This is a genomic window from Vibrio sp. MOR3 (assembly GCF_001557775.1).
GTDB lineage: Bacteria > Pseudomonadota > Gammaproteobacteria > Enterobacterales > Vibrionaceae > Vibrio > Vibrio jasicida.
Genome location: NZ_LNRD01000023.1, coordinates 39845 through 54942 on the forward strand (window position 1 = coordinate 39845; position 15098 = coordinate 54942).

At 40.1% G+C, this 15098-nt stretch carries 15 protein-coding genes; 1 reads left to right on the plus strand and 14 read right to left on the minus strand.

Features of this window, described 5'->3' with window-relative positions:
* Nucleotides 1-12 precede the first annotated feature (12 nt).
* The 14 genes from ATB76_RS25320 to ATB76_RS25390 form a co-directional block, all read right to left on the minus strand.
* Nucleotides 13-366, minus strand: coding sequence for a VOC family protein (locus ATB76_RS25320; protein WP_061036308.1), 354 nt, complete (start codon nt 364-366; stop codon nt 13-15).
* 116 nt (nt 367-482) lie between these two features.
* On the minus strand, nt 483-1115 hold the full coding sequence (locus tag ATB76_RS25325) for a hypothetical protein (protein ID WP_061036309.1): 633 nt from the start codon (nt 1113-1115) through the stop codon (nt 483-485).
* A gap of 152 nt (nt 1116-1267) precedes the next feature.
* Complete coding sequence (locus ATB76_RS25330; protein ID WP_061036310.1) at nt 1268-1642, minus strand: hypothetical protein; 375 nt, start codon at nt 1640-1642, stop codon at nt 1268-1270.
* A 1779-nt stretch (nt 1643-3421) separates the two neighbouring features.
* Nucleotides 3422-4060 (minus strand): hypothetical protein, encoded by a 639-nt coding sequence (locus ATB76_RS25335; protein WP_022593437.1) that lies wholly within the window; start codon nt 4058-4060, stop codon nt 3422-3424.
* A 140-nt stretch (nt 4061-4200) separates the two neighbouring features.
* Nucleotides 4201-4851, minus strand: a complete 651-nt coding sequence (locus ATB76_RS25340) for a lipoprotein (protein ID WP_146067539.1) — start codon at nt 4849-4851, stop codon at nt 4201-4203.
* Nucleotides 4852-5057: 206 nt separating this feature from the next.
* Nucleotides 5058-5834: a hypothetical protein gene (locus ATB76_RS25345; RefSeq protein WP_053051986.1), complete on the minus strand. Its 777-nt coding sequence runs from the start codon at nt 5832-5834 to the stop codon at nt 5058-5060.
* Between the two features lie 144 nt (nt 5835-5978).
* A complete protein-coding gene (locus ATB76_RS25350) occupies nt 5979-6536 on the minus strand; it encodes a hypothetical protein (RefSeq protein WP_225491312.1) in 558 nt (185 codons plus the stop codon).
* Nucleotides 6537-6691: 155 nt separating this feature from the next.
* Entirely contained in the window at nt 6692-7501 is an 810-nt protein-coding gene (locus tag ATB76_RS25355) for a hypothetical protein (protein WP_025441708.1), read from the minus strand.
* A gap of 139 nt (nt 7502-7640) precedes the next feature.
* Nucleotides 7641-8015, minus strand: coding sequence for a hypothetical protein (locus ATB76_RS25360; RefSeq protein ID WP_054757266.1), 375 nt, complete (start codon nt 8013-8015; stop codon nt 7641-7643).
* A 1315-nt stretch (nt 8016-9330) separates the two neighbouring features.
* Nucleotides 9331-10227, minus strand: a complete 897-nt coding sequence (locus ATB76_RS25370; protein WP_061036312.1) for a phospholipase D family protein — start codon at nt 10225-10227, stop codon at nt 9331-9333.
* Between the two features lie 143 nt (nt 10228-10370).
* Entirely contained in the window at nt 10371-10784 is a 414-nt protein-coding gene (locus ATB76_RS25375) for a hypothetical protein (RefSeq protein WP_061036313.1), read from the minus strand.
* Nucleotides 10785-10918: 134 nt separating this feature from the next.
* Entirely contained in the window at nt 10919-11464 is a 546-nt protein-coding gene (locus ATB76_RS25380; RefSeq protein ID WP_061036314.1) for a hypothetical protein, read from the minus strand.
* Between the two features lie 144 nt (nt 11465-11608).
* A complete protein-coding gene (locus ATB76_RS25385) occupies nt 11609-11968 on the minus strand; it encodes a hypothetical protein (RefSeq protein WP_061036315.1) in 360 nt (119 codons plus the stop codon).
* A 155-nt stretch (nt 11969-12123) separates the two neighbouring features.
* Entirely contained in the window at nt 12124-13215 is a 1092-nt protein-coding gene (locus ATB76_RS25390) for a DUF4238 domain-containing protein (protein WP_061036316.1), read from the minus strand.
* A gap of 1332 nt (nt 13216-14547) precedes the next feature.
* On the opposite strand from ATB76_RS25390, the gene ATB76_RS25395 reads away from it, so the two are divergent.
* Nucleotides 14548-14949: a YkgJ family cysteine cluster protein gene (locus ATB76_RS25395; protein ID WP_045460662.1), complete on the plus strand. Its 402-nt coding sequence runs from the start codon at nt 14548-14550 to the stop codon at nt 14947-14949.
* Nucleotides 14950-15098 lie beyond the last annotated feature (149 nt).

A 15098-nucleotide genomic window follows, 5' to 3' on the forward strand; every position in this document is an offset into this window, starting at 1 on the left:
TTAAACGCTTTGTTATGTGGTTGCCCCACGTAGACCGATTAAGTTTCCAAAAGGATCTTCGAGTTGGCACATAGAGAGTCCATTTTCGATCTCCATAGGACCACGATATAAAGATGCCCCAAGAGCTTCGAAACGAGATAATGCAACAGATAAGTCACGCACAGACCAATAGAGTACAGTTCCCTTTTTACCTTCAGAGACTTTGTCATCAGATTGAACAATTTCGATAGAAAACCCGTTTAGATCGAGTACTGTGAAATCGAAGTCTGGAAGATACATTGGAACAGCTTCTGGGAACGCTTGCTGATACCACTGAAGCCCTATTTCCACATCAGGGACATAAACAAGAACTGCTACTGGGGTCATAAATCCTCCCTGCCACATAACGCCGCATTAAGGTGTGAGCGGCGCTTGGCTATACTTGAGCGAAGCGAAAACGCCAAGCGTTGCGAATCACTCTTAAATGCTTTGTTATACACGTGTTACCCTGCACTTCGGTACAAAGACTTCTCGGCATTTTGGATTTCTCGAAGCATTGCATCAATAACTTCAGTTCTTGCTTTCTCAAAATCTGGTGAGGTTTCCATTTCGCGTTCAAAGTACACCGTTGCCTCAGTATCAAGGTACTTACCTTTCACCTCATACGTACTGAGTTCGAATAACTTTTCGTTATTTTTAACGACTGCGGCGTGGATAACTGGAACTTTACTTGTGACTTCATCTGAGAAATACAGAGGAAACATTTGCATCAATACACTGAGTTTATATACCTGCTGTTGATAACGCTGCTTTTCCTTCAAGTGCTCTTCAATTCTGGTATCACACTTGTATTCAGAGCTTTTCAGCTCCACTGCCTGATAGCAAAGATGTAAATCTGCTTTAAATTTTGCTGTGCCCGTCATTGCTTTCAGGCTTTGGAGTTGAAGGTTCAAGTAAATGTCATTGAAAGACTCCAGAAGCTCAACTTGCTTGTTTAGCTTCTTTTCTGCTAACTCTTGGGTCTGTCGATTCAACCAATAATTTTGCTCTGCTGTTAGTTGACTACTCATCAAATAATATGAACCAGCTACAGTAAGTAGAGCAGATAAAATTGCCGTAAATATAATTTCTTTCATATTAATCCAAAATCACCACCAAAGTGTATAACGCCCTGTTAAGGTGTGAGCAACGCAATACCAATGCTCCCGCATACCACCTTAAACACTAAACGCAAAGCATAGTAAAAATGCCACGCGTTGCGAATCACTCTTAAACAGTTTGTTAGGTTTCATTTTTCTATCGCTTTGATAGCTAGTTCGATTTCAGTCAGTAAGCGCTGATGAGTTTTTGACTTCCACTCGTCATTTAGCCCCTTTAAAATACGAACTGTCACAGGTCGGTAACGCTTAAACCTTGGTAGTTGCAACTCAAACACTATTGCAACCTGTGAGTCTAGTTTCATTGACGCCGTGTTTTTTGCTGAACCTACAAGTTGAGCGATTAAGCTATGATAATGGTCAAACTCTAATTGCATTTGATCTTTGCGCTTGATTAAAACATATCGATATGAACTAAAAGCCAAAACTATCAATGACAACACAAAAGCAAGTACTGTAAATATTACCCCGATCTCGCTCATATTTTCTGCTAACCAATCCAACAAGTAATACTCCTAATTTTGATTTGAAACCTAACGCCCAATTAAGGTGCGACAAACATCAGCGTGCCATACTGTGAGCGAAGCGAAACCGGCACGCGTTTGGAGTCACTCTTAAATTGTTTGTTAGAACGATGCTCCCAACCTTTTGTATGCACTACGATATTGAAGAATTACGCAGAACGAAAGGCTGTAAACTCGAAAGTGAGAGGGACAACGCCGAAACCTAACCCCACGTTCAAAACGTAAGCTGCCGACGAAGAAAAATACACGAAACTACCCTACTTTCACGCCTTTCAAATTAGAAAAGGATTCGACCTTCATACTCGAACAACCACACCAAAAACTCAGGTTTGAACGAGAAAGTTATCAAAACAAAGAAGCCGAGCAAAAGAAATAGCTACAGTGTTAGAAGCCGTAATCGACCAATTTAAAGCGAACTCTCCACACATAGTGCCACCGGAAAGAACCTTGAGAATTGATGCAAGATCAGGTGTAAAGCAAAGCCTTGAAACAGATTAACACCAAGACTTTAACCCTTAAATTCAAACCAGTTCTAACGCCCAATTAAGGGGTGAGCCACGCGACCACGATACCCAATTTGGACGCCGTAATCACTAAACTTGACCCGAACCAAAAATGCCAAGCGTGGGGAATCCCTCTTAAATTGTTTGTTAGAACGATGCCACGTAACTCATTGTAAGCACTAAGATATTGAAGAAATAGGCAAAACGAAAGGCTGAAAACTCGAAAGTGAGAGGGACAACTGCCAAGCTAAAACTCACACCCAAAACTTGAGCTGGCGTAGAAGAAAAACACGCAGAAACACTACCCTGCTGCCGATTTCAAATTTACAAAGAATTCGGGCGTAGAAACTCAAACCACCACAATAAAGAAATCAATTTGAGCCAATAAAGCCCACCAAACCAAAGAAGCCGCGCGAAAGAAATAGTTACAGCGTGAGAAACCGTAACCGACTAATTTAAAGCGAACTCTCCGCACATAGTGCCACCGGAAAGAACGTGAATGGCACGCTGGTTCAGGTGAAAAGCCAAGCCCAGAACAAGATTAACTCTGAAATTTTAGACTGTGATTTCCACCCCGTTTCTAACGCATTGCTAAGGTGTGAGTAACGCAATACAAAAGCTACCGCACAGCGCCTTAATCACCATAAGCCACCGCAAAGTAAAAATGCCACGCGTTACGAATCACTCTTAAGCAATTTGTTAGTACATGCGCTACTTCTATTTATGCGCTCCAAGATATTGAAAGCTAGCATGATATGAAAGGCTTTGAACACTGAAGTGAGACGGGCAGCTACAAAACTTTACCCCAGATGAAAGACGAAAGTTGGCTAGAAGAAAAACGCACTGAACAGCCCTACTTTCACTGGCTTCAAATTAGAAAAGGATTCTTTCCTCGAACTTCAACAGCCACACAAAAAATAATCAAGGTTCTCTCAAAAGCCACCACGAAAATGAAGAAGCGCCAAAGAAATAGGCTAAGAGTTAGAAGCCGTAAACGGTGAAATCAAAGCAAACACTCCGCATGTAGTGCCACCGGAAAGAACGTGAGAGGCACAAACTGAAAGGTGCAAAGACGAGCGCCAAAACAGATAAACACCAAAACTTATGACCTTTGATGTAAAACCCGTACTAACGCCCTGTTAAGGGGTGAGCAACGCAATACCGAAGCGACCGCACACCACCTTAAACACAAAAATCAACGCATAGTGAAAATGCCACGCGTTGCGAATCCCTCTTGAACAGTTTGTTATGCCTGTGCTTACAGCTTCCCTAAAAACTCTTCTTCAGTAACTCCAATGATAAGTTCTTCGCTTTGATCACCAAGCACTCTAGTTATTGTTTTTTCGAAGTTACTCATGACTTGCTTATCTTCACCTTGGCGCAAGGTAGCAACGTACTGTCGAAAGTGATTATTTATCGCTGAAAATATTAAATGAGGATTTACAACGATTGAAGTAACACCAGAATTGAGAATAAGGTTTCCTTTATTATCTTTGCGGTAAGTAGCATAAATTGCATGTACCGATGACGGGCTGAAAGTCACCTTATGACTCAACATTGCTTCATGAGCTAAGCCACAACGAACATGTTTATAAAAGTGACCTGCAGCGACTTCAATTCCGTTAAGGTTAGAGCTAAACACTCGACAAAATCCTTGAATGAAAAATTTTTTAGACTTTCCCTCACTTTTCGCTCCCGATATGTAACATTCGATAGACTCAAAATAAGTAGAGAGCAAAGACAAAGCAGCAACTTCACAGTGCTGATGATCCAACAGAATTTTTGCTGGGTTCAAGAGATGATGTAGCCAGATGTCTTCGAAAACATCTACTAAGTCACTAAATGAAGGAGCCTCAATTTTATCGTGCTTAAAGGAAGGGCTTAGGTTGTATTCCATTGTTTCTCCAAAGGCATAACGCCCAATTAAGTAGTGAGTAACGCTACCACTTAACCAGAACATTGTGCCCTAATCACTAAAGCCTATTCAAACCTAAAATGCCGAGCATTACGAATCTGCTTAAATTGCTTGTTATGCCACTATTTACAGTTAACCCCTTCAGGTAGTTTTATTTTGTATTTGTAATCCTGTGGTCGCTCAAAGTCCGTTCGTGAAATAGTTTCGTCGATTAAAAACTTGTACAAGAAATCACTATGACAAGACTCATCAAAAGTTGATCCCATAGTGAATAGGACTTTCTTCTTGGTGGCTAGATCGTAATAATGTAAAGCGAATGAATGATAAACCATAGTACCGGTTTTTGTAGACTTACCAGTAACACCATACGTTTTCTGCTTTGTTGTATTACACGTTGCCGTAATACCAAAACCTGTACAGCTCGTTGTGGAGTAACCACTATCGACCATTCCATAGTCCGCTGACTCGTAAGTATAAGTATCGTATTTTTCTTCGAGCTTTATATATGCTGCAGCAACTGGTGTAGAATTGCTCTCAGCCAACTCTCGTAACGAGTAAACATTTGTAAACCCACGCTCTTTTAGAGCGTCAATTACCGCACGAATGTAATACTTAGAAGATAAGTCGTTCTCATCAAACGTAGCAACTACGATTGGCTTATTGGTATTAAAGTTGGATTCAGGGTCTAAAACACTGTACTGGCGAGCTTCAATAGTTGTTTGGCAGCCAGAAAGCACTATTATTGCGCTTAATGGAAATAAATACTTGTTCATTGCTATTTTTCACAAATTTGGAAGCTGTGAGTATCCCACATACTCCACTAAATGAATATGACTTACGTCAGTATTCCATTTAGTGGCATAACGCCGCGTTAAGTGGTGAACAACGCAACCACCTAACCTAAACCATTGTGCCGTAAACACTTAAGCTGATACAAACCAAAAATGCCAAGCGTTGTGAATCCGTCTTAAACGCTTTGTTAGGCTTGTCCTGTTGCACTGACTAATTTTTGCCTTACAAAAGAGATTAACTCGTTATTAAAGAACCCAGCACCAAAGGCAAAAAGTGTGTTTGTATACATATTAAAGTCAACCAATGCTGTGCGGACATCGGCAAACACGAGATACACACCACTTTGAAGTACGAGAAAAACAACAAAGCCGGTGATTGAGCCTATTAAAAACGGACGAACAAATGCTGTCTGGATATCATTTATTGCCCTAAACGCAGAACCAACAGCTCCAGCACAAGTAAGAGCAATTAGAAATAATGTTGAATCGCTTAAGACAGGAAAAAAAGGTATTGAAAGGCGATCCGCACCCTCACCAAACGTCACGTTTTTAGATAAATTCTCATAGATAAAGATCAGAGGATCACTTGCAACCTTGCCGGCTTCAGTTGTACTCATTTGCAACCCGATTTCTCTAACAGCAAGCAATAAAGCTTGGTTTGCTTTTAAGACTTGAACATCAACTGTTGATACTTGTGATTCGTCCAAGTAATTTTTGATACGTCGGTAAGTGTAAACATACTCGTTTGCTTCATAACTGTGTGATTCATCCGAGTACACGGGCAAATTAAAAAGCGCTTCAATCTCTTTGAAAGATTCCACAGTTTTGCTTTCATACTGCTGAATCTTGTTTTCTAACTGAAGACTCAGTTTTTTCCGTGCCTGCACTTCAAACACAGATTGGAAACAAATACCAAACAAGATAACTAACAGTCCGTAATGAACTAACTTTCTTAAATTTTTCAATACTACTCCGAACTTGTTAAAAAAGCCTAACGCCCAATTAAGGTGTGAAGCACGCGACCACCGTACTCAAATTGACTACCGTAAACACTGAACTAAACCCAAACCAAAAATGCCAAGCGTGCTGAATCACTCTTAAATTGTTTGTTAGCTGCTTAGCATATCTGGGTATACGGATACGCCATTACCGTTAAAGCGAAAATTGTTAAGGGTCATAAAACCACTTCCATCGCTGAAAGCATATGACATTGCAAACTTATCCAAAATTGCTTTTAACTCTTCGATTTCGTTTGGCATAGTTGGTTGTACTACCCACAAACCAGCTATTTTATACGCTGGGTGTTCAGTCATACTCGTGCAGCAATACTGATACGAACCAAGCTCTTTGAGCAAAGGTTCTAATCCACCAATGCGCCTACCACTACGAGCTAAAGTCGCCTCCATGGCAATAACCATCACCATTTTTGAATAATCAATAGATACATCAGACTTCTTATCCTCAGACTTTTCAAAGCTGACCAAATATGGTTGGTCAGGGAACTCACTTGGACGCTCATAAATAAGTTGAGACAACATCTTCGGGTGAGTCGTATTAATCACCAGTTTGTCTATATCATTAACCAATACAATGGTTGAAATCATCACACCACTGACGGTGGCTAGCCATTTACGTAAGGAGTCTCGACCAGAAAATTGTTTATTCATACCACCTCTGTTGTGATGAGAGCAGCTAACGCCCTGTTAAGGGGTGAGCAACGCAATACCGAAGCCGCCGCAAACCACCTTAAACACTAAAATCAACGCATAGTGAAAATGCCACGCGTTGCGAATCCCTCTTGAACAGTTTGTTAGTACAATCTTTACACCGATTCTTTGATTGATTGGATTCCTTTTGGGGATTCTAGATTGTGTCCTGTTTTGTCGTAGCCGATGAAATTGAAATTGGAACGCTTTAGCCCTTTTACCTGCTCTTCTACTGACCTTTGCATTTCATTTTGAACTTCAGTGTGTACTTTAAACATCTCTTCATTCGTTTGCTCAATGGTCTCTTTAAGAGCTTCCATAGCGGTTCCGAGAACAGGTAGTTTAGTAAGCTCAGCCCACATATAGTTTTGTAAGAATGAAACCAGAAATGACCAAGCACTGTTCACTGAGAAATATGAACCATCCTTGCTCTTTTTTAAGGTCGCAATAACTTTACTCAGCGAGGTCATCATTGTGACACTATCAACTTCACCACTATCTTTAATGTCTTCTAGTATCTTAACTATCTCATCAAATAGTTCTGGAAGCTTACTTTCCGAGCGATAACGTTCGAAAACCGAGTCAAAATCAAATGCATCTGACTTTTCATCAAATTCCCACGTATGTGTTGTAATTTGAACTCTATTTTCCATAATAAATTTCATTACGTTATAGCTATTTGTTCTATTTTGAACGTATGAATTTACCTGTTGATTTAATCCGCTTAACCATATTGGTTGATCGGCTTTAGCCAACGCTGAAATCAGATCTCCAGTTGCACTATTAACGAATTGGGCTTTTGCCTTTTTATCTTTTGCATCTTCTCCAGCTAAACTTTTTACAAGTTCATCCGTTGTAGCAACTACATTTTTGTATTTTTCATGCACGAATCGCATGAAAAAATTTAAACTTTCGTTATTACTCATATTTCCTCGATTGTACTAACGCCCAATTAAGGTGTGAAGCACGCGACCACGACACTCAATAGACCACCGTAATCACTCAACTTAACTCAAACCAAAAATGCCAAGCGTGCTGAATCACTCTTAAATTGTTTGTTATAGCTCAAGCGTAAACGTATTGCTCAACTCTCTTACCCCGGTCATCAATTGTAATGGCTTTAACATATACCTGGTGATTTTTAGCCATGTAGACCTGAAGATAAAACTCTTTAAGGCGATCTAAAGAAACATTGTGACTAGCTGCATGTTTCGGAAGCCATTCTCGGTAGTAACCTATTGATTTTCTAATTCTCGGAGTAAGCCTAAACAACTCCTCAGTACGAGCTGGAACCCAAGAAATCTGAACTGGATTACCTTTGTTCAGGCGAGCTAAAGTATATAAATCTTCAAATATAAATGCGTCATCAAAATAGTTGCACCCACCAACAAATGAGTGAGTGAAATTGTGAGCCATTGATTTAATTAACTTATACTTCATGTTACCCCTGAGCTATAACGCCCTGTTAAGGTGTGAGCAACGCAATACGATGCTTCCGCAAACCACCTTAACCACTAAACACAACGCATAGTAAAAATGCCACGCGTTGCGAATCACTCTTAAACAGTTTGTTAAATTCGTTCTAACGTATACATGCCCAACTTTCTAATTTCATGGAGTAGAGGCTTTACAGACTCTCGACACTCAAAGTAAAGAGAACATGTATCGTCATAACCTTGTACGAAAACAGCCCGATATTCTGGAATTACGAGCTGCAAAGCATCAGCATCCGTAACTGAAAACCTAGATAAACGGCGGACAAACAAAGAACTGTTTCTTGGCTCCTTAAATATCAACCGACTAACAGATCTATATTTGTACTGGTAACACGAAACGTCCTCCGCCAGAAGACGATGAAACAAATGCCAACGCAGGTCGATATCGGCTTGTTGGTCTAACGAACGATTAGTAAAATATTGCTCAAACTCTTCTCGTGTTAACCAATGATCGAACACTGTGATTGCAACACATTGCCAATCTTCAATGCTCTCGTTCGTTTTATTGTCTAAAGCGGAATAAAGTGATTTGAGGCTACCCTGCACCCCTTTTGATACATTTCGAAATGCTCTCATAAACCCTCAAGAATTTAACGCCTTGCTAAGGTGTGAGTAACGCAATACAAAAGCTACCGCACAGCGCCTTGATCACCATAAGCCACCGCATAGTAAAAATGCCACGCGTTACGAATCACTCTTAAGCAATTTGTTAGTACATGCGCTACTTCTATTTATGCGCTCCAAGATATTGAAAAGTGGCATAATATGAAAGGCTTTGAACACTGAAGTGAGACGGGCAGCTACAAAACTTTACCCCAATTGAAAGACGAAAGTTGGCTAGAAGAAAAACGCACTGAACTGCCCTACTTTCACTAGCTTCAAATTAGAAAAGGATTCGATCCTCGCACTTTGATGGCAACACTCAAAGAAAGATAGGATTCACTTATGAAGTACAGCTGAAGCGAAAAAGCGCCAAAGAAATAGGCTAAGAGTTAGGAACCGTAAACGGTGAAATCAAAGCGAACACTCCGCATATAGTGCCACCGGAAAGAACGTGAAAGGTACAAACTGAAAGGTGTAAAGACGAGTGCCAAAACAGATAAACACCAAAACTTATGACCTTTGATGTCAAACCCGTACTAACGCCGCATTAAGGTGTGAGCAACGCTACCAAAAAACTAAACCTTACCACCGTAAACACTGAACCCAACAATGGAATGAAAAATGCCATGCGTTGGGAATCACTCTTAAATGCTTTGTTATGTGCGTTTGAAATAATTCAAGATTTTTTCACGTTGTTCAGGCTTCGTAAATGCTCTGAATCTCTTTTCATGACCTAATGACACTAAGTATGAAAGAAAATCTTTAGAAGAATAATCTGGAGCGTCGATCAATTGTTCCACAATGACTACAACAGATTGTTTATTAGTTGCTCGCTCGACACCTAAGACTCGCACTGGATCGTATGTGTGCTCTTCATAGACTTTTATTAGTAAATCACCTGTTTTGACATTTTTTGCAAGAGTTTCGGTAACACGATACCTGATGCTGTCCATCTCATAGTCTGGCTTATTTGAAGCCTTTGACTTAAATTTCACTACCCCAACATCGTGAGCATTTGACTCTTCTTCTGAATACTCATAATCATATATTTTTTGAACCCAAAGCGTCGACTCAGCAATATCTTCTGGGCGTTTACGAGGTCTCTTAGGTGGATTGTAAATTGATATGAGATACTTGATGTATTCTGGACTTAAGCGTTCAGTCGCAATCGATGTTATAAATTCAATTGATGACTTTGCCATTCCAACTTCTTCACTAAAAACTACCGCTTCAACGAGATTCGACGCTGAATTATTTGAAACATTAGTACTACCAACATAGGTTTCAGTACCAAAAACAAAAACTTTAGCGTGAAGGTTTTCTTTAGAAAATACATTAACCCCCGAACCTACGAATTTTTGTAGTTCAAGTGGATTTATAACCCCAGAGCGAACATTCGACTCGCTTGCATCTACAACTAGTATGTCTCCACTTTTAAGCCGTAACATTTCAGAGGCACCATTGCCCAAATATGCTACTGCGACATAAGCTTTATCGCTATTTCGTGAGCTTTTAGATATAAAAGACCAGATATTTTCTGTTAATAATTTCATATGTTTAACCTAGACCTCGAAGCACATAACGCCTTGTTAAGGTGTGAGGCACGCAATACTGAAGCCTCTGCATATCACCTTAATCACTAAACCTACCGCATAGTAAAAATGCCACGCGTGCCGAATCACTCTTGAACAATTTGTTATGCGTTTTTTAAAAGTTCGACGAACTCTTGTCTACGTGACTCACTGCTAGAGATATGAATAACTACCGAATCTCTAAGTTCATAGTAAGGATGTGATGCTAAATGTTTTGCAAACCAAAAGACTTCTGACAGCGGCTCATCATCGTGCCAAGTTGTTATAACCAAATTTGCATCATTCAAATCGCCATCTCCGACGTAAATGATATTAGCTATATCTATAGATGTATCCCAAGAACTGGCATTAACACCCCAAGCTAAAGCATACATGCAACCACTCTCGACTAGCCAAGAACTCAATTTCGATTGCCAACTTTCAGCTACTGCTTCCTCAGCCACAATTATGCAACGAAACTTCCCAACCTGAAGTACGGGAATATGTGACGCATCTTTTTTTAAGTGAAGATATTCCATATTACCTCTGAAACGCATAACGCCCTGTTAAGGTGTGAGCAACGCAATACCGAAGCTCCCGCATACCACCTCAAACACTAAAACCAACGCATAGTAAAAATGCCACGCGTTGCGAATCACTCTTAAACAGTTTGTTAGGCATCTATCCACGTCACATCGATCAAACCACTAATATCTTCTACGTTTTGCCACTCAACACAAATTGGTACTACATCCGAGTCAGTTGCTTTCGCTAAAGCATAACGATGATGTCCACCATATAGTATTACGCCCTGTTCAGAGATTGGCTTCACTAAAATTGGTGAAACTGGATGCCCCTCCAGAGCGTATTGAATTAAAAATGCCAACTTACTTTTAGAGCCTCCATCCCATATGTTGTCTTTTTCACGATAGCTGAAACTGTGTAAACACCGATCAAGCTCTTCTAACCTCAAATGCCCTACAGCAAAACCATTTGGGTATTCTTCTAAAAATTGCTCTTTAGTAAATCGATCTAAACTATGTCGTTGACTACTTTTAGACAGATCCCAATTAATTTTAATCTCGGGTAATTCAGACGCAGGTTTATCAATCCATCTTTCAGATGCGTAACGAATTCGATCGTTAAATGGCTTCCTTTCCGAGCACTCTTTGGAATAAAGTGCTTCGTATTTATTAAATTCTTCGAAAACTGGATTCATACCACTCCTGATGCCTAACGCCTTGTTAAGGTGTGAGGCACGCAATACCTAAGCCACCGCATACCACCTTAACCACTGAACCTAACGCATAGTAAAAATGCCACGCGTGCCGAATCACTCTTGAACAATTTGTTATGTGATTTTTTACTTGGCTGTCTTCATGTACATTTGACATACAGCCTGAACATCTTGGAAGTCACTGGTTCTCCAGAAAGGTTGATGCATAAAACCCTTATTTGCGTTTTTTTGCTTATAACCATCAGCACAGCGACCAAAGTATGACGTCAGGGTCGGCACCAGTTCTTTTTCTAATGATTTGCCGCTAACTGAAATATCATAGCCACCAATCGATGGCGATACCCAAAGCCTACCGTTGGCACCACTCACACTAATATGTTTTTTTGTGATCTTTTGTTGGTGCAAAGCTAAAGAGCAGCCAAAACTACTATTTAAATCTGCAACAACACCACTGAGCAGGTTATATACCATGTCTGCTTGATTCATTTGATACCTCTCGAATCACATAACGCCCAATTAAGGTGTGAGTAACGCTACCACGAAACTCAACCTTACCACCGTAAACACTAAACTCAAATTTAGCACCAAAAATGCCAAGCGTTAGGAATCACTCTTGAATTGTTTGTTATAACTCACTAACACTATGCTTTGCCTTGCATTTGAATACTCTTCTTTTTAGCCAGCTCCCAGAAACTCTCTTCAAATTCAGCATCATTAACGAAACCATCGTATAAGCGCTGAAATAGGTAAAGTAACTCAGCAGTAAGGTTTTCATCACGACCTTGTTCCAAAATTGAACGATCTCGTGACTTCATTAGCACCTTAGCTTTCTTTTTTAACGTTAAAAACGATAATTTCATGCCAGTTTCGATATTGACTCTCGTGGCATTAACACCAAACTTATCTGTTTTCTCGATAATGTTGATTTTTTTTGTTCGATAATGCTTTTTAGCTGATCCATGATATTTAACCGGATCACTGGCAGTAGAAAGGAAATAGACATTCTGTTCCGCCGACACTAACTGAAGCTTATTAAGTTCGGTAGCATCTGAGCTGTCCTTCAGTTCTATCACACGTGTTTTTTTGTCACCGAATTTATAAACAGCATCATCATAAAATATGATGCTCATCTCCGGTGATATAGGCAAAATTATTATAAGCCCCACAGAATTGACATGGCATCCTTTTCCACAACCTATTAGTTCAGCTAGCACATTATAGAATACACAAGGGTTATCACTCGTTATAAATTTTTCAGCAGTATGATTAACGACAAGTTTACTACTTAAGCTATAGAAACCTGCAAACATACGTTTTGCATAATCAAGTGCTGCTTCTGGGCGATCACTACCAGATAATGGTTTTAAAAAACCATTTTGAGATGATAGCTCTCTTATCTGAAACATCTCATCGGCGGCATATTGTGTCCTTGAGCTTTGAACTGCAACATACCAAAGTAGTTGGTCGTACATCGGATTGTTTCGTTCAGGTATAGATATTGTCCTTTGAACTTCACGAAGCAAATGAGCAGCTTTACCTTCCAATTCACCTAGTGACTTTTCTAGCGTTAAGTCTTTACCATAAAAGTAATCTCTGTAGCATTGTGTTTTGATAGGAGCTGTATGAACTATCTTCTGTGAAGTTTTGTTAAACAAACTCACACTTTTTCCATCCAAAGAAAAATTCTTCAAATAGAATTGTGGTACGAAATGGTGTTTTTTATTACTTGCCATAATCCCTACTACTTAATGCATGGTGAGTTATAACGCCTTGCTAAGGTGTGAGTAACGCAATACAAAAGCTACCGCACAACGCCTTAATCACCCTAAGCCACCGCATAGTAAAAATGCCACGCGTTACGAATCACTCTTAAGCAATTTGTTAGTACATGCGCTACTTCTATTTATGCGCTCCAAGATATTGAAAAGTGGCATAATATGAAAGGCTTTGAACACTGAAGTGAGACGGGCAGCTACAAAACTTTACCCCGATTGAAAGACGAAAGTTGGCTAGAAGAAAAACGCACTGAACTGCCCTACTTTCACTGGCTTCAAATTAGAAAAGGATTCGATCCTCGCACTTCGACGGCAACACCAAAGAAAGGCAATTTTGACTCAGTAAAAACCACGAAGGAGAAGAAGCGCTAAAGAAATAGGCTAAGAGTTAGAAACCGTAAACGGTGAAATCAAAGCAAACACTCTGCATATAGTGCCACCGGAAAGAACGTGAAAGGTACAAACTAAAAGGTGTAAAGACGAATGCCAAAACAGATAAACACCAAAACTTATGACCTTTGATGCCAAACCCGTACTAACGCCTTGCTAAGGTGTGAGTAACGCAATACAAAAGCTACCGCACAGCGCCTTAATCACATAAGCCACCGCAAAGTAAAAATGCCACGCGTTACGAATCACTCTTAAGCAATTTGTTAGTACATGCGCTACTTCTATTTATGCGCTCCAAGATATTGAAAAGTAGCATGATATGAAAGACTTTGAACACTGAAGTGAGACGGGCAACTACAAAACTTTACCGCCATTGAGGAACGAGAGTTAGCTAGAAGAAAAACGCACGGAACTGCCCTACTTTTACTGGCTTCAAATTAGAAAAGGATTCGATCCTCGCACTCCAACGACAGCATTAATTACAACCAAGGTTCTCTCAAAAGCCACCACGAAAATGAAGAAGCACCAAAGAAATTGGCTAAAAGTTAGAAACCGTAAACGGTGAAATCAAAGCAAACACTCCCCACATAGTGCCACCGGAAAGAACGTGAAAGGTACAAACTGAAAGGTGTAAAGACGAACGCTAAAATAGATAAACACCAAAACTTATGACCTTTTATGCCAAACCCGTACTAACGCCGCGTTAAGTGGTGAGCAACGCAGACCGCTGCACTTAAAGTATTGTGCCGTAAACACTTAACCCGAAGCAAACCAAAAATGCCGAGCGTTGGGAATCCGTCTTAAACGCTTTGTTATATGCAAATTCTCAACCCGCGCTCGGAGCTGATATAACTTTTGATGGTAGACTAAAACAAGAACCCAGTATGTGATGTTAGATCCATGAAAGACTGCAACCAATGTGGAAAATGCTGTATCAAGTATGGTGATGGTGATTTAGCTGCCACCCAAGAAGACATTGATTTATGGGAGCTATTTAACCCGGACATTTTTGAATATGTGAAAGACGGAAAAATTTGGTTTGATCCCGACACAAGAGAGCAATTACACCGTTGCCCGTTTTTGGAAATAGCACCAAAAACCAAAGTTGAAGAAAAAGACAAATACACCTGCAGTATTTACCTCGACCGACCAGAAGATTGTCGCCACTACCCTAGCCTGATCGATGAAATGGTTCGAGATGAATGTGAGATGATCGAAGTTGTCGACCTCGAAAACCCAAAGAAAGCTCAAAAACAACTAGACAAGTTAATGAGTTCAAGCCGCCTTTCGGGCTATTCCTAGTATTGATTTTGGCACTTGCATATAACGCCTTGTTAAGGGGTGAGCAACGCAATACCGAAGCCGCCGCATACCACCTTAATCACTTAAACCAGCGCATAGTAAAAATGCCACGCGTTGCGAATCCCTCTTGAACAATTTGTTAGGTGTAT